This is a genomic window from Tabrizicola caldifontis, assembly GCF_004762095.1.
In the GTDB taxonomy this organism is placed as follows: Bacteria; Pseudomonadota; Alphaproteobacteria; order Rhodobacterales; family Rhodobacteraceae; genus Tabrizicola; species Tabrizicola caldifontis.
Genome location: NZ_SIJH01000003.1, coordinates 1 through 16,539, shown reverse-complemented (window position 1 = coordinate 16,539; position 16,539 = coordinate 1). Strand labels below are relative to the sequence as shown.

The following is a 16,539-nucleotide window of genomic DNA, read 5'->3' as shown; positions in this document are numbered from 1 at the left end:
TCTGATTGGGAAGATGAAATGAACCAGGAACTCTCGACCAACCCGTTCAACCCGGTTGCTCCGGCCAAGACCTTCGACGAGATCAGGATATCTCTGGCCTCCCCGGAGCGAATCCGGTCTTGGTCCTATGGCGAGATCAAGAAGCCGGAAACCATCAACTACCGGACCTTCAAGCCGGAACGCGACGGCCTGTTCTGCGCCCGCATCTTCGGGCCGATCAAGGACTACGAATGCCTCTGCGGCAAGTACAAGCGCATGAAGTATCGCGGCGTCGTCTGCGAGAAATGCGGCGTTGAAGTCACGCTCCAGAAGGTGCGGCGCGAACGCATGGGCCATATCGAACTGGCCGCCCCCGTCGCCCACATCTGGTTCCTGAAATCGTTGCCCAGCCGGATCGGGCTCATGCTCGACATGACGCTGCGCGATCTGGAACGCATTCTCTATTTCGAGAACTACGTCGTCATCGAGCCGGGCCTCACCGACCTGAACTATGGCCAGCTGCTGACCGAAGAGGAATATCTCGACGCGCAGGACCGGTATGGCGCCGACGCCTTCACCGCCAACATCGGCGCCGAGGCGATCCGTGAAATGCTGGCTGCGATCGACCTGCAGGCCGTGGCCGACCAGCTGAGAGAAGAGCTGAAGGAAGCCACCGGCGAATTGAAGCCGAAGAAGATCATCAAGCGGCTGAAGATCGTCGAGTCGTTCCTTGAATCCGGCAACCGCCCGGAATGGATGATCCTGACCGTTCTGCCGGTGATTCCGCCGGAACTGCGCCCGCTGGTTCCGCTGGACGGCGGCCGTTTCGCCACATCCGACCTGAACGACCTGTATCGCCGGGTCATCAACCGCAACAACCGCCTGAAGCGCCTGATCGAGTTGCGCGCGCCGGACATCATCGTGCGCAACGAAAAGCGGATGCTGCAAGAAGCGGTGGATGCGCTGTTCGACAACGGCCGTCGCGGCCGCGTCATCACCGGCACCAACAAGCGCCCGCTGAAATCGCTGTCCGACATGCTGAAGGGCAAGCAGGGCCGCTTCCGCCAGAACCTGCTGGGCAAGCGCGTGGATTTCTCGGGCCGCTCGGTCATCGTGACCGGGCCGGAACTCAAGCTGCACCAGTGCGGTCTGCCGAAGAAGATGGCGCTCGAACTCTTCAAGCCCTTCATCTACTCGCGGCTCGAGGCCAAGGGCCTGTCCTCGACCGTGAAGCAGGCCAAGAAGCTGGTCGAGAAGGAACGGCCCGAGGTCTGGGACATCCTGGACGAGGTCATCCGCGAACACCCGGTGCTCCTCAACCGTGCGCCGACGCTGCACCGCCTGGGCATCCAGGCCTTCGAGCCGATTCTGATCGAGGGCAAGGCGATCCAGCTGCACCCGCTGGTCTGCTCGGCCTTCAACGCCGACTTCGACGGCGACCAGATGGCCGTGCACGTTCCGCTTTCTCTGGAAGCCCAGCTGGAAGCGCGCGTGCTGATGATGTCCACGAACAACGTGCTGTCGCCCGCCAACGGCAGCCCGATCATCGTGCCATCGCAGGACATGGTTCTGGGGCTTTACTACACGACCATGGAGCGCAAGGGCATGAAGGGCGAGGGCATGGCCTTCGCCGACATCGACGAGGTCGAACATGCCCTTGCCGCCGGCGAGTTGCATCTGCACGCCAGGATCAAGGCGCGCATCCGTCAGGTGGACGAACACGGCAACATCGTCTGGAAGCGGTATGACACCACACCGGGCCGCCTGCGGCTGGGTAACCTGCTGCCGCTGAACGCCAAGGCGCCCTTCGATCTGGTCAACCGCCTTCTGCGCAAGAAGGACGTGCAGACCGTCATCGACACCGTCTACCGCTACTGCGGCCAGAAGGAATCGGTGATCTTCTGCGACCAGATCATGTCGCTGGGCTTCAAGGAGGCCTTCCGCGCCGGCATCTCCTTCGGCAAGGACGATATGGTGATCCCCGAGTCGAAGTGGGAGATCGTGAACGAGGTGAAAGAGCAGGTCGCCGGCTTCGAGCAGCAGTATCTGGACGGCCTGATCACCCAGGGCGAGAAATACAACAAGGTCGTGGACGCCTGGTCGAAGTGCAACGACAAGGTGACCGAGGCAATGATGGCGGCCATCTCGGCCCCCAAGTTCGACGAGAACGGCGCCGAGATGGAGCCGAACTCGGTCTACATGATGGCGCACTCGGGTGCACGGGGTTCGGTGACCCAGATGAAGCAGCTTGGGGGTATGCGCGGCCTGATGGCCAAGCCTTCGGGCGAAATCATCGAGACGCCGATCATCTCCAACTTCAAGGAAGGTCTGACCGTTCTTGAATACTTCAACTCGACCCACGGCGCGCGGAAGGGTCTGTCGGACACCGCGCTGAAGACGGCGAACTCGGGCTACCTGACCCGCCGTCTGGTGGATGTGGCGCAGGACTGCATCGTGCGGGTCCATGACTGCGGCACCGAAAATGCGATCACTGCCTCGGCAGCCGTCAACGATGGCGAAGTCATCGTGCCGATGGGCGAGCGCGTTCTGGGTCGTGTCGCGGCCGAGGACGTGATCGCGCCGGGCACCGACGAGGTGATCGTCGCCAGGGGCGAGCTGATCGACGAGCGCAAGGCGGATCTGATCGCCGCGTCGTCCATCGCTTCGATCCGCATCCGCAGCCCGCTGACCTGCGAGGCCGAAGAGGGCGTTTGCGCGCTGTGCTATGGCCGCGACCTGGCGCGCGGCACGCTGGTGAACATCGGCGAGGCGGTCGGCATCATCGCCGCCCAGTCGATCGGCGAACCTGGCACGCAGCTGACCATGCGCACCTTCCACATCGGCGGCGTGGCCCAGGGCGGCCAGCAGTCGTTCCTGGAAGCGTCGCAGGAAGGCCGGATCGAGTTCCGCAACGCCAACATCCTGAAGAACGCCGCAGGCGAGCAGATCGTCATCGGCCGCAACATGCAGGTCGCGATCATCGACGAGGCAGGAACCGAGCGTGCGGTCCACAAGCTGACCTATGGCTCGAAACTCCACGTCAAGGAGGGCGAGACGGTCAAGCGCGGCACCAAGCTGTTCGAATGGGATCCCTTCACCCTGCCGATCATCGCCGAAAAGGCGGGGGTCGCGCGGTTCAAGGATCTGGTCGCGGGGATCTCGGTCCGCGAGGAAACCGACGATGCCACCGGCATGACCCAGAAGATCGTCGCCGACTGGCGCTCGGTTCCAAAGGGCGGCGATCTGAAGCCGGAAATCATCGTGATGGATCCGGCGACGGGCGATCCGGTGCGCGGCGACAGCGGCAATCCGATCACCTACCCGATGTCGGTGGACGCGATCCTTTCCGTCGAGGACGGCCAGGAACTGCGGCCGGGCGACGTGGTGGCGCGGATCCCGCGCGAAGGCGCCAAGACCAAGGACATCACCGGGGGTCTGCCCCGGGTGGCGGAACTGTTCGAGGCACGCCGTCCGAAGGATCACGCGATCATCGCGGAAGCCGATGGCTATGTCCGCTTCGGCAAGGACTACAAGAACAAGCGCCGCATCACCGTGGAACCGGTGGATGAGACGCTGCCGCCCATGGAATACATGATCCCGAAAGGGAAGCACATTCCGGTGCAGGAAGGCGACTTCGTGCAGAAGGGCGACTACATCATGGACGGCAACCCCGCTCCGCACGACATCCTGCGGATCATGGGGATCGAGGCGCTTGCCAACTACATGATCGACGAGGTGCAGGACGTTTATCGCCTGCAGGGCGTGAAGATCAACGACAAGCACATCGAGGTGATCGTGCGCCAGATGCTGCAGAAGCTGGAAATCCTCGATAGCGGGGATACCACGCTCTTGAAGGGCGAGCATGTGGACAAGCAGGAGCTGGAGGAAGAGAACGCCAAGGCCCGCGCCCGCGGCCTGCGCGAGGCGACGGCCGAGCCGATCCTGCTGGGCATCACCAAGGCCTCTCTGCAGACCCGGTCGTTCATCTCGGCCGCATCCTTCCAGGAAACCACTCGCGTCCTGACCGAGGCCTCGGTCCAGGGCAAGCGCGACAAGCTGGTGGGCCTGAAAGAAAACGTCATCGTCGGCCGGCTGATCCCGGCAGGTACCGGCGGGGCGACTGCGCGGGTGAAGCGCATCGCTGCCGAGCGTGACCACCTGGTGATCGAGGCACGCCGGAGCGAGGCCGAGAAGGCCGCGGCCCTTGCCGCGCCGATGGATGCGGCAGAAACGGGCGTTCAGGGCCAGGCCGACAGCGGTCTGGTCGATACGATCGAAAGCCGCGACTGAGCCTCGCGGCCGCCGTTCGAAACACCTGCCCCTGCCAGTCGCAAGGCTGGCAGGGGTTTTCGTTTCGCACTTGCCGGGACGGCGTGCCGTTCAAGGGGTATCGAACCCCCATGACCGGCGCTGCTGCGGGCAGAGAACGGATCCTGCCAGTGACGGCACCTTTTCGCAAAAGGGGGCATGAACCGTCCGTGGGCCCTGCCCGGTGCGCGGCATCGCCCCGTGGCAGGGCACATGGTCGGTGGCGAAAGCGTCGCCGCATCGGCCGACGGGTATCGGCCAGAGGGATCTTCCGCTTGGCGTGGCGGGCTGCTACTCAGGCAGCGATCAGGAAGGATCCTGCCCTTGCCCCTTTCCGAAAACCTGCGCGGCATCCTGTTGATGTGCGCCTCGATGGCCGCCTTTACCATCAACGACACCTTCATGAAGTCGGTGACGCAGACCTTGCCGCTTTACCAGACCATCGGACTGCGGGGCCTGATTGCCGTTGTGGGCCTCGGTCTGCTGGTGCTGGCCACCGGGGCATTCCGGTTCCGCCCCAACGGTCGCGACGGATGGCTGATCCTCTTGCGCTCGCTGGCCGATGTCGCGGCGACGATCCTGTTCCTCGAGGCGCTGCTGCGAATGCCGCTGGCGAACCTGTCGGCCATTTTGCAGGCGCTGCCGCTGGCGATCACGCTGGGCGCGGCGCTTGTCTTCGGCGACCGGATCGGCTGGCGGCGGATGACGGCGATCCTGGCCGGGCTGGTGGGTGTGTTGATCATCATCCGGCCGGGAACGGAAGGATTCGACCGCTGGGCGCTTCTGGGCGTGGCCTCGGTCGTCTGTGTGGTGGTCCGCGATCTGTCGGTGCGGCCCATGCAGGGGCAGGTGCCGTCGGCCCTGGTGGCCCTCGGGGCGGCGGTTGCGGTGACGGTGATGGGCTGGGTCGGCGCGTCCTTCCAGGGGTGGGCCCCGATGAGCGCGCCCGAGGCTGGCAAGGTGCTGGGGGCGGGGTTGTTCCTGATCGTGGGCTATCTGACCTCGGTCATGGCGATGCGGCATGGCGACATCGGCATCGTTGCGCCTTTCCGCTATACCTCGCTGCTATGGGCCATCGTGCTTGGTCTTCTGGTCTTTGGCGATCTGCCCGACCTGTGGACGCTGGTTGGCGCGGCGATCGTCGTCGGCGCAGGGCTGTTTACCCTGTGGCGCGAGCGGAGGCTTCGACTGCACCGTGCATCGCAACCCGGTTTGCAAGGCTGACAGGAGGGGCAAATGCCGACCCATGACTACACCACACGAATCCAGTGGACTGGCAACCGGGGTGACGGAACTGCGCACTACCACGCCTATGACCGGACATGGGACATCGCAGTGCCGGGAAAGGCCCTTATCCATTGTTCGAACGATCCGCTCCTGGGCGGCGATCCGGCGAAGATGAACCCGGAGGATCTGCTGTTGTCGGCGCTCTCGGCCTGCCACATGCTGTGGTATCTGCATTATGCCAGCGATGCGGGGATCGTGGTCACGGGCTATAGTGACAGCCCGGTGGCCGTGGGCGAGGTCGGGCGCGGCGGGGCTGGGCGGTTCGTAAAGGCGACGCTGCGGCCGCATGTCTTGGTGAAGCCGGGGACGGACCTTGCTGCCGCCGAGGCGATCCACCACCGGATCCACGATGTCTGCTTCATCGCCCGGTCGGTGAACTTTCCGGTGGACTATGCGCCGACCTTCGAGGTCCAGGCGTAACGCTCGTCGCAGGCTGCGCCGCTCCTCGCAGGGCGGCCCGCGACGACAAGCCGAAGGCGCAGGGGGGCGACACGGGCGCGACATCCAGTGTCGCAAACCGGACGGTCTCCGCCCTTGGGCCCCGCTAGGGTCGCGCCTGGGTCTGGGGGCGCGAATGGACGAGACCGATTACATCATCGTGGGCGCGGGCTCCGCCGGCTGCGTCCTGGCCGACCGGCTGACGGCCAGCGGGCGCCACAGGGTCACGGTGCTGGAGGCGGGCGGGACGGACCGGCGGTTCTATGTCCAGCTGCCACTGGGCTATGGCAAGCTGTTCTATGACCCGGCGGTGAACTGGCTTTACAAGACCGAACCCGACCCCGGGCTGAATGGCGCGCAGGACCACTGGCCGCGCGGCAAGATCCTGGGCGGGTCCTCCAGCATCAACGCGATGGTCTGGATCCGGGGGCACCGGGCGGATTACGAAGACTGGGGCCGCGCGGCGCCGGGCTGGGGCTGGGACGAGTGCCTCGCCGCCTATCGGGCGCTGGAGGACAACGAGGCCGGCGCGGACGAATTTCGCGGGACGGGTGGGCCTCTGTTCATATCGGCAAACCGGACGGGTCTGCATCCGCTGGTGGCAAGCTATGTCGCGGCCTGCGGCCAGGCGGGTCTGGCGGAAAACCCCGATTTCAACGGTGCGCAGCAGGAAGGCGCGGGCATCTACCAGATGACGATCAAGGCGGCCCGGCGCAATTCGGCGGCGCGGGCCTTCCTGCGGCCGGCGATGAAGCGGCCGAACCTGCGCGTGCTGACCCGGGCGCTGGCGACGCGGGTGCTGATCGAGGGCGGCCGGGCGGTCGGGGTCGAGTATCGCCACGGCGGCACGACGCGGGTGCTGCGGGCGCGCGCCGAGGTGATCCTGGCCGGGGGCGCGATCAACTCGCCGCAGCTTCTGCAACTGTCCGGCATCGGGCCGGGGGCGCTGTTGCAGGCGCTGGGCATCCCGGTCGTCAGCGACAATCCGAATGTCGGCGACCACCTGAGCGACCATCAGGGGCTGAACTACACCTGGTCGATGAAGGTGCCGACCTACAACGACGAGCTGCGCCCCTGGTGGGGCAAGCTGCGCGCCGGGTTGCAGTATGTCCTGGGCGGGGGGGGGCCGCTGGCGAAGTCGATCAACCACGGAGGCGGCTTCTTCCGCACGCGGCCCGACCTGGACCGGCCGAACATGCAGCTGTATTTCCAGGCGTTCTCGACGCTGATCCCGCGCGGGGGCGAGCGGCCGATCCTGACGCCGGACCCCTGGTCGGGCATGTCGATCGGCCTGTCGAACTGCCGGCCGACCAGTCGGGGCCATATCCGGCTGCGCTCGGCCCGGCCCGAGGATCATCCGGTGATCACCGCCAACGCCTTTTCGACCGACAACGACGTTGCGGAGATGCTGGCCGCGGTGAAGTTCGTCCGCCGCATCGCCGCGCAGCCGGCACTGGCGCCGCTAATCAAGGAGGAGTTGCGACCCGGGCCCGAGGTTGTGACGGACGACGACCTGATCGCCGATTTCCGCGCCCGGTCGGGGACAGTCTATCACCCCAGCTGCACCTGCCGGATGGGGCAGGATCCGGCGACTTCGGTCGTGGATCCCGGGCTGAGGGCGCACGGCGTCGGCGGGCTGCGGGTGATCGACGCTTCGGCCTTCCCCAACATCATCGCGGGCAACACCAATGCGCCTTCCATCCTGATGGGCTGGATGGGGGCCGAACGGGTGCTGGCCGACGCGCGTTAGGGTCGGCGGGCCTCCGGCGGGAGCATTTGAAGAAAGAGCAAGGGGGCGTCGGATGCGTGCCCCCTGTCTATTCGCCGCGAGGGAAGCGCTTCTGCTCTTCCAGGACGTTCAGGTCCATGTGGTTGCGCATGTAGCGTTCGCTGGCGGCGCGGAGCGGCTGGTAATCCCAGGGGAAATAGGCGCCGTTGCGCAGCGCCTCGTAGACGACCCAGCGCCGGGCCTGGCTTTCGCGGACTTGGGCGTCGAAGGCGGCGAGATCCCAGCGGGCATCGGCAAGCTTGCGAAAATGAGCGAGGATTTCGGCGGCGCGGGGATCGGCGGCGAGGTTCGTGGTCTCGCCCGGGTCGTTGGCCACGTCGAAGAGCTGCTCGGGGTCGGCCGCGCAGCGGATGTATTTCCAGGCGCCCTCGCGCAGGGCGACGAGCGGCGTGATCGAGCCTTCGGCGGCATATTCCATTGCCACCGGGCCGCGCGGGGCGCCGTTCGCCACCGGGATCAGGTTGACGCCTTCGGTCCAGGGCATCACCTCGTCCATCGAGATGCCGGCCACTGCGGCCAGGGTAGGCGCCAGGTCGATGGTGGAGACCGGTGTATCGACCCGGCCCGCTGGCAGCTCTGGCGCGGCGATCATCAGCGGCACGCGGGCCGAGCCTTCGAAGAAGTTCATCTTGAACCACAGGCCGCGCTCTCCCAGCATCTCGCCGTGGTCGGAGAGGAAGAGGATGTGGGCCTCTTGCCGGGTCGCCTCGAGCACCGAGAGGATCTCGCCGATCTTGTCGTCGATGTAGGATATGTTGGCAAAATAGCCCCGGCGCGCGCGGCGGATGTGGTCGGGTGTGATGTCGAAATTCCGCCAGTCGCAGGCATCCATCAGGCGCCGGGAATGGGGATCCATCGCCTCGTAGGGGATGGCAGCGGGCGGTTCCAGTTCCGGTGCGCCTTCGTAGAGATCCCAGTATTTGCGCCGTGCGACAAAGGGGTCGTGCGGGTGGGTGAAGCTGACCGTCAGGCACCAGGGCCGCGGATCGGCCCCGCGCGACAGGTCATAAAGCTTCTGCACGGCCTGGAAGGCCACGTCGTCGTCGTATTCGTACTGGTTGGTGATCTCGGCCACGCCCGCCCCGGTGACCGAGCCGAGATTGTGATACCACCAGTCGATCCTCTCTCCCGGCTTGCGGTAGTCGGGGGTCCAGCCGAAATCGGCGGGGTAGATGTCGGTGGTCAGCCGCTCTTCGAAGCCGTGCAGCTGGTCGGGGCCGACGAAATGCATCTTGCCAGACAGCACGGTGTGATAGCCCGCACGGCGCAGGTGATGGGCATAGGTCGGGATGTCGCTGGCGAATTCGGCCGCGTTGTCATAGACCCGGGTGCGCGAGGGCAGCTGGCCCGACATGAAGCTTGCCCGCGCCGGGGCGCACAGCGGCGAGGCCGTGTAGCAGTTGGCAAAGCGGGTGGAACGTGCGGCCAGCCGCTTCAGGTTCGGGGTATGCAGAAAATCGGCCGGGCCGTCGGGAAACAGCGTCCCGTTCAGCTGATCGACCATGAAGATCAGAAGGTTGGGCTTTCCGGTCATGTGAGGATCCGCGAGTGGGTGGGGCATCGCGCCCTGAATGACGGCTTGACCGGGAAGGGTCTGGCCCCCAACCGACAGAAGCCGGTCGTATCCGCCATTTCAGCGGTGGCCAAAGAAAAGGGTCTCCCTTGCGGAAGACCCAATGTCACCTGATGCAAGATGCGCTTCAGAGCGCCGAACCTCAGAGCTTCTCGATCATCTCCGGCACGGCGGTGAACAGGTCGGCGACAAGGCCATAGTCTGCGACCTGGAAGATCGGCGCCTCTTCGTCCTTGTTGATCGCGACGATCACCTTGGAATCCTTCATCCCTGCAAGGTGCTGGATCGCGCCCGAGATGCCGACGGCAACATAGAGGTCCGGCGCCACCACCTTTCCGGTCTGGCCCACCTGCCAGTCGTTCGGCGCATAGCCCGAATCGACCGCAGCGCGGCTGGCGCCGACGGCGGCGCCCAGCTTGTCGGCCAGCTTCTCGATCAGGTCGAAGCTTTCCTTCGAGCCGACGCCCCGCCCGCCGGAGACGACGATCCCCGCGCTGGTCAGTTCCGGTCGGTCGCTTGATGCCACCTTGTCCTCAACCCAGGTCGACAGGCTGCCATCGACCACGGCCGAGATCTTTTCCACTGGGGCGTTGCCGCCCTTGCCGGCCGCATCAAAGGTTGCGGTGCGAATGGTCAGCACCTTCTTGGCGTCAGAGGTCTTCACCGTCTGGATCGCGTTGCCGGCATAGATCGGCCGGTCGAACGTCGCTCCGTCATGGACCGCCAGCACTTCCGAGATGACCATCACGTCCAGAAGGGCCGCCACGCGCGGCAGGACCGATTTCGAAAGCGCGCCACTTGCGGCGGCGATGTGCTCGTAGTCGCCCGCCAGCGACACGATCAGCGCGGCGGTGGGTTCGGCCATCCCGTGGCAATAGGCGTGGTCGTCGGCGAACAGCACCTTTGACACGCCGTCCAGCGTCGCGGCCTCGGCCGCGGCGGCATCACCGCCCGCTCCGGCGACCAGCACCGTCACCGGACCCAGCGATTTCACCGCAGTCAGCGCCTTGGCGACCTGATCGGTCGCAAGCTTCCCGTCAACCACATCGGCAAGAAGAAGAACGGCCATCTCAGATCACCCCCGCTTCGTCTTTCAGTTTCGCGATCAGCTCGTCCACCGAGCCGACCTTCACGCCCGCCTTGCGGCCCGCCGGTTCCACCGTCTTGACCACCGACAGGCGCGGCGAGACATCCACGCCATAATCGGCGGGCGTCTTGGTCGCCAGCGGCTTGGCCTTGGCCTTCATGATGTTCGGCAGGCTGGCATAGCGCGGCTCGTTCAGCCGCAGATCGACGGTGATGATCGAGGGAAGCTTGACCGAGATCGTCTGCAAGCCGCCGTCCACCTCGCGCGTGACCTTGGCGTGGTCCCCCTCGATGGCGACTTCGCTGGCGAAGGTGGCCTGGCTCCAGCCGAGAAGGGCAGCCAGCATCTGGCCGGTGGCGTTCATGTCGTTGTCGATCGCCTGCTTGCCGCACAGGACAAGACCCGGCGCTTCTTCCCTGACCACGGCGGCCAGCAGCTTGGCCACGGCCAGGGGCTCGATGTCGGTATGCACATCCGTCGCGGCCTCGATCAGGATCGCCCGGTCCGCGCCCATGGCCAGCGCGTTGCGCAGGGTTTCCTGCGACTGCTTCACGCCGATCGACACGACGACGACCTCGGTGGCGATGCCTTTTTCCTTCAGCCGGATCGCCTCTTCGACAGCGATCTCGTCGAAGGGGTTCATCGACATCTTGACGTTCGCAAGGTCAACCCCAGACCCGTCCGCCTTGACGCGTACCTTCACGTTGTAGTCGATCACCCGCTTGACCGGGACCAGCACCTTCATCGCCGAAACTCCTCATCCGTCGCGACACGAGGCCGCACAAGCTCTCCGCCGCCTGTTACCGCAGCGAAAGCCCCCGGAACAGAGCAAATGCGACACCTTCCGGCGACACGACGCCGCGTTTTGATCGTTGGGGGCGATCAGGGCCTGCTCACCAAGCCCTTCGTGCACTCGTCCTTGGCGCTCACGAACCGCGAACGACATGCTCGACGCGCAGGCTGTCCGTCAGCGCGTCAGTCCGGGAACCCAGAGCACGTCGTCCTTGCCATCGTTGTTGGCGATCCGTCCGGCGACGAAGAACCAGTCGGACAGGCGGTTCAGGTAGCGCACCGCCTCGGGGTTCACGTCCTCCATCGTCGCCAGTTCGACGACCAGCCGCTCGGCCCGGCGGCAGACGGTGCGGCAAAGGTGCAGTTGCGCCGCCAGCACTGACCCGCCCGGCAGGATGAAGCTGCGCAGGGGTGTCAGCCGGTCGTTCATCGCGTCGATCTCGCGTTCCAGCCGCGTCACCTGCCCCTCGATCATGCGCAGCGGGGTGTAGGACAGCGTGGCGTCCAGATGCCGGTCAGGGGTGCAAAGGTCGGCGCCCAGATCGAACAGGTCGTTGGAAATGCGCTTCAGCGCCTCGTCCATCTCGTCGGTCGCGTGCAGGCGGGCCAGGCCGACGGTGGCGTTGGTCTCGTCTACCGTGCCGTAGGCGCTGACGCGAAGTGAATGCTTTGCCACCCGCGCGCCGTTGCCGAGCGCTGTTTCCCCGGCATCGCCGGTCTTGGTGTAGATCTTCGACAGGACAACCATGCTCAGGCCTTTGCTCTGGCCCAGGCGAAGATCACGATGGTGACCACCGCCACGAACTGCACGCCGATCCGCCAGCGCATGATCCTGTTGGCGTTGCGCTTGTTGAACTCGCCTCCCTTGGCAAAGCTGCCGATGCCGAAGAGCAGGATGACCAGCACCAGCAGGCAGAGGAAGGCACCGAAGATGAAGATTGGATCGGAAAGCATGGGCAGACTCCCTTTCTGACTGATCTAGGCGCACGGCCGAGAAAAGCGAAGCCAAATTTCGCGGCAAGGCCGGCGGTGGCCCTCAGCCCCTCGCGATCAGCCAGTCAAGCGCCCGGGTCGGCAGCAGACGGCGCGCAAAGCCCATCAGATAGGTGGGCGTCGTGACGAAATAGCGTGCCTTGGGATGCCGTGCCTCGATGGCATGAATCAGTTTCGCCGTCACTGCCGAAGGTTCCAGTTCGAAGGCATCCTTCTTCGTCTTGCGGTCATAGAGCCGCCCGCGCAGGGCGACATACTGGTCGCGGCGGGCGGAATTTTCCCAGTCGATCCACTTTTCGAAATGCGCGATGGCATTTTCGCGGATCTTCGTGGCTATGGGGCCGGGCTCGATCAGGATCACGTCGATCCCGGTGCCCCGCATTTCGATACGCAGGACATCGGTCAGCCCTTCCAGCGCGAACTTGGTCGACACATAGGCTCCGCGCCAGGTCAGCGCGACAAGACCCAGGACGGACGAGCAGTTGACGATTCGCCCGTGCCCCTGCGCCCGCATCAGCGGGATCACCCGGCGGGTCAGGTCGTGCCAGCCGAAAAGATTGGTTTCGAAGATTTCGCGCAGGGCGTCGCGCGGCAGATCCTCGACCGCGCCGGGGCTGGCGAAGGCGCCGTTGTTGAACAGCGCATCCAGCGTGCCGCCGGTGCGTTCCACGACCTCGGCCACCGCCGCGGCGATACTGGCCTCGTCGGCATAGTCCAGCCGGAAGCTTTCCAGTCCCTCGCCACGCAGGCGGTCGCAGTCTGCCTGCTGCCGGCAGGTGGCGAACACACGCCAGCCGCGGGCATGCAGGCTGCGCGCCGCGTCAAGGCCGATGCCGGATGAACATCCGGTGATGAGAATGGAACGCGGGGGCATGATTTCAGGGGGCTTCGGCGCTCAGGAATCGCAGGGCAACGTAACCCTCCATGCCGTCACCCTGAACCACGATGCGCCCCCATTCGTCATCGACCGCCGCAACCAGCAGAGCGGCCTCTCCATTGCCCAGCCTTCCGAGGATATCTGCCGCTGTCGAGGGGCCGGAACGCACGTTGACCGAACTGGCGGTAACATACCGGATCGCGCCTTCGGCAATCGTCTCCGGGACGGGGGCCTCTGTTGCGACCGGGCGGCCGTCGGCACCGGGGACGGGCTCGTTGCCCAGGGCGGACAGTGTGAACACCGGTTCCGCCACGGCGGCGATCACCTCGCGCCCGGGTTCGACATCGACCACCGGGGTGATCGCAGGGCTGGCGCTGGCCAGCATGGGTTCGGGTTCAGGCGGCAGTTCGGGCAAAGGGGCCGCTGCGGGTGCCGTTTCGGCCACGACCGGCACCGGGACGGTTTCTGCCGCAGCAGGCAGCGTGCGCGCCGCCTTCGCCCGCGCCTCGGCCCACAATTGTTCAAGCCGACCTTCGGCCTTGGCCTTGGCAAGACCGGGACGCAACTGACCCCTGTCCTCGCCCAGCGTGTAAAGCGCGGCGAGCATGCCAAGGCAAAGCAGTAACGTCAGGCGCAGCATGGGTAATTCCGGTTGGGCGGCCGTCCTTTCATAGCACATCTCCCCGCGCGGCGTTGAGTCCAAAACGCATCGCGCCTCTACAGGTTACTTCTGTTGCTGCGATGCCATCTGGACCGGCGGCCCGGATTTCCCTACACAACATCCATGACTTCGGACGATGACGAGCCCAAGATCGGCGAAGGCGGCATGACGCTTTCCGAACCGCTGTCGCGCGCGATCGGCGAGCGTTACCTGACCTATGCCCTGTCCACGATCATGCATCGGGCATTGCCCGATGCCCGCGACGGGCTGAAACCGGTGCACCGGCGAATCCTCTGGGCAATGCGGCGGCTGCGGCTGACGCCGACGGGAGGGTTCCTGAAATCGGCCAAGATCAGTGGCGACACGATGGGGGATTTCCACCCCCACGGCGACCAGGCGATCTATGACGCGATGGCGCGGCTCGCGCAGGATTTCAACATGCGCTACCCGCTGGTGGACGGGCAGGGCAACTTCGGCAACATCGACGGCGACAACCCGGCGGCCAGCCGCTACACCGAGGCCCGCGTGACGCAGGCGGCCGAACTGCTGATGGAGGGGATTGACGAAACCGCCGTCGATTTCCGCCCCAACTACGATGGCCGGCTGGAAGAACCGGTGGTGCTGCCGGCGGCCTTCCCGAACCTTCTGGCCAACGGCGCCTCTGGCATTGCGGTGGGCATGGCCACGAACATCCCGCCGCACAACCTGGACGAGCTGATCGACGGCTGCCAGGCCCTGCTGGAGAACCCGGGCCTGTCGGACGAGGCGCTGGTCCAGCTGATCCCCGGGCCCGATTTCCCGACCGGCGGGGTGATCGTGGAGCCGCGCGAGTCGATCCTCGAGGCATATCGCACCGGCCGCGGCGCCTTCCGCACACGCGCCAAGTGGCAGGTCGAGGATCTGGGGCGTGGCACCTGGCAGATCGTCGTGACCGAGATCCCCTTCCAGGTGCAGAAGTCCAAGCTGATCGAGAAGCTGGCCGAGCTGATCCAGCTGAAGAAGGTGCCGCTTCTGGCCGATGTGCGCGACGAATCCGCCGAAGACATCCGCCTCATCCTGGAACCCCGGTCCCGCACGGTGGACCCCGAGGTGCTGATGGGCAGCCTGTTCCGCAACTCGGACCTGGAAGTGCGCTTCAGCCTGAACATGAACGTGCTGATCGACGGCAAGGTGCCGAAGGTCTGTTCGCTGAAGGAGGTGCTGCGCGCCTTCCTGGACCATCGCCGCGACGTGCTATGCCGGCGCAGCCAGCACCGGATCGAGAAGATCGATGCCAGGCTGGAGGTTCTGGAAGGGCTGTTGATCGCCTTCCTGAACCTCGACCGGGTGATCGACATCATCCGATATGACGAGGACCCCAAGGCCGCGCTGATGGCCGAGGACTGGTCGAAACCACATGTTCGCGCCACGTCCGAAAAGGATTACAGGCCCCCGGTGAAGGGTGCTGCGGGCCAGCTGACGGAGGTTCAGGCCGAGGCGATCCTGAACATGCGTCTGCGGTCCTTGCGGCGGCTGGAAGAGATGGAACTGAACGCCGAACGCGACGCCCTTACGAAGGAACGCGCCGATCTGGCGGATCTGCTGGCCAACGAACCCCGCCAGTGGAAGCGGATCGGGTCGGACCTGGAGGAGCTGCGCAAGACTTACGGCAAGGGCACGGCCCTGGGTGCGCGGCGCACGCAGTTTGCCGACGCCGCCGAGATCGAGGAGATCCCCTACGAGGCGATGATCGACCGCGAACCGATCACCGTCATCTGTTCAAGGATGGGCTGGATCCGCGCGATGAAGGGTCATGTGGATCTGGCCGCCGAGCAGAAGTTCAAGGATGGTGACGGACCGCGCTTTGCCTTTCACGCCGAAACGACCGACAAGATCCTTCTGGTGGCGGAAAACGGCCGGGTCTACACGCTTCTGGGCGCCAATCTGCCCGGTGGTCGTGGCATGGGAGAGCCAGTTCGCCTGATGGTCGATCTTCCCAACGATACCGGAATAACGGATCTTCTGGTCTGGCGTCCGGGGCAGAAGTATCTGGTCGCCTCGACCGCAGGCGACGGTTTCATCGTGCCTTCCGAGGAGCTGGTCGCCCAGACCCGCGCGGGCAAGGCGGTTCTGACGGTGCGCGAGGGGGTAAAGGCCGCAGTCTGCCGACCGGTCGCGGGCGACATGGTCGCGGTCGTGGGCGACAACCGCAAGATGCTGGTCTTCCCGCTGTCAGAGCTGCCCGAGATGGCCAGGGGCAAGGGTGTCCGGTTGCAGAAATACAAGGACGGCGGCCTGTCGGATGCGATCACCTTCGCGAAGGCCGACGGCTTGTCCTGGAAGGATCCTGCAGGCCGGACGCGCACCGAAACCGACCTTGCCGAATGGATGGGCGCCCGCGCCGGTGCCGGCAAGATGGCCCCGCGCGGCTTCCCGCGGGACAACCGCTTCACCTGAGGGTGCCGCCTCGGGCCTTTGCGATGGCTGCGGCATTGCCGAGGGGCTGTCCAGTCGAACGCCAAGGCGAGTTCGACGTGGCCCGATCAGGCTTGAATTTCCCGCCCGCGCGGGCTAAGTCGCCGCGCGTGTAATCACGGGCCCCTTCCGGCCCGACCATGCAAGCGATCAGCACAAGGGCGGACATCGAGAATGGCGAAGGCAAAGTTTGAACGGACGAAACCGCACGTGAACATCGGGACCATTGGTCACGTTGACCATGGGAAGACGACGCTGACGGCGGCGATCACGAAGTATTTCGGTGAATTCAAGGCCTACG

General features: G+C 65.4%; 13 protein-coding genes. 6 read left to right on the top strand and 7 right to left on the bottom strand.

Annotated elements, in window-relative coordinates; genetic code table 11:
* Window positions 1-18: 18 nt before the first annotated feature.
* The 4 genes from rpoC to EYB42_RS02895 all read left to right on the top strand — a co-directional run bounded on the left by rpoC (window position 19) and on the right by EYB42_RS02895 (window position 7,762).
* Window positions 19-4,269, top strand: coding sequence for a DNA-directed RNA polymerase subunit beta' (rpoC, locus tag EYB42_RS02910; protein WP_135448034.1), 4,251 nt, complete (start codon window positions 19-21; stop codon window positions 4,267-4,269).
* A 342-nt stretch (window positions 4,270-4,611) separates the two neighbouring features.
* Window positions 4,612-5,511 carry a DMT family transporter gene (locus EYB42_RS02905; RefSeq protein WP_135448032.1) on the top strand — a complete coding sequence of 300 codons (900 nt, stop codon included), beginning with the start codon at window positions 4,612-4,614 and terminating at the stop codon, window positions 5,509-5,511.
* Between the two features lie 12 nt (window positions 5,512-5,523).
* The gene (locus tag EYB42_RS02900) at window positions 5,524-5,994 is read left to right on the top strand and encodes an OsmC family protein (protein ID WP_135448030.1); all 471 of its coding nucleotides are present in this window, start codon (window positions 5,524-5,526) and stop codon (window positions 5,992-5,994) included.
* 154 nt (window positions 5,995-6,148) lie between these two features.
* Window positions 6,149-7,762, top strand: a complete 1,614-nt coding sequence (locus tag EYB42_RS02895; RefSeq protein ID WP_135448028.1) for a GMC family oxidoreductase — start codon at window positions 6,149-6,151, stop codon at window positions 7,760-7,762.
* A 67-nt stretch (window positions 7,763-7,829) separates the two neighbouring features.
* On the opposite strand, the gene betC is transcribed toward EYB42_RS02895, so the two are convergent.
* The 7 genes from betC to EYB42_RS02860 form a co-directional block, all read right to left on the bottom strand.
* Window positions 7,830-9,335, bottom strand: a complete 1,506-nt coding sequence (betC, locus tag EYB42_RS02890; protein WP_135448026.1) for a choline-sulfatase — start codon at window positions 9,333-9,335, stop codon at window positions 7,830-7,832.
* Between the two features lie 181 nt (window positions 9,336-9,516).
* On the bottom strand, window positions 9,517-10,443 hold the full coding sequence (locus tag EYB42_RS02885) for an electron transfer flavoprotein subunit alpha/FixB family protein (protein WP_135448024.1): 927 nt from the start codon (window positions 10,441-10,443) through the stop codon (window positions 9,517-9,519).
* A gap of 1 nt (window position 10,444) precedes the next feature.
* Window positions 10,445-11,206: an electron transfer flavoprotein subunit beta/FixA family protein gene (locus EYB42_RS02880; RefSeq protein ID WP_135448022.1), complete on the bottom strand. Its 762-nt coding sequence runs from the start codon at window positions 11,204-11,206 to the stop codon at window positions 10,445-10,447.
* A 222-nt stretch (window positions 11,207-11,428) separates the two neighbouring features.
* Window positions 11,429-12,001 (bottom strand): cob(I)yrinic acid a,c-diamide adenosyltransferase, encoded by a 573-nt coding sequence (locus EYB42_RS02875; protein WP_135448020.1) that lies wholly within the window; start codon window positions 11,999-12,001, stop codon window positions 11,429-11,431.
* A gap of 2 nt (window positions 12,002-12,003) precedes the next feature.
* Window positions 12,004-12,207 carry a twin transmembrane helix small protein gene (locus EYB42_RS02870; RefSeq protein WP_135448018.1) on the bottom strand — a complete coding sequence of 68 codons (204 nt, stop codon included), beginning with the start codon at window positions 12,205-12,207 and terminating at the stop codon, window positions 12,004-12,006.
* Between the two features lie 82 nt (window positions 12,208-12,289).
* On the bottom strand, window positions 12,290-13,120 hold the full coding sequence (locus tag EYB42_RS02865; protein WP_135448016.1) for an SDR family oxidoreductase: 831 nt from the start codon (window positions 13,118-13,120) through the stop codon (window positions 12,290-12,292).
* Window positions 13,121-13,124: 4 nt separating this feature from the next.
* Entirely contained in the window at window positions 13,125-13,763 is a 639-nt protein-coding gene (locus EYB42_RS02860) for an SH3 domain-containing protein (protein WP_167850905.1), read from the bottom strand.
* A 144-nt stretch (window positions 13,764-13,907) separates the two neighbouring features.
* Here EYB42_RS02860 and parC point away from each other — a divergent pair, with 144 nt between their 5' ends.
* Entirely contained in the window at window positions 13,908-16,220 is a 2,313-nt protein-coding gene (gene parC / locus EYB42_RS02855) for a DNA topoisomerase IV subunit A (RefSeq protein ID WP_205909951.1), read from the top strand.
* 192 nt (window positions 16,221-16,412) lie between these two features.
* A partial coding sequence (locus tag EYB42_RS02850; RefSeq protein ID WP_231555447.1) for a GTP-binding protein occupies window positions 16,413-16,539 on the top strand: 127 nt, incomplete at its 3' end.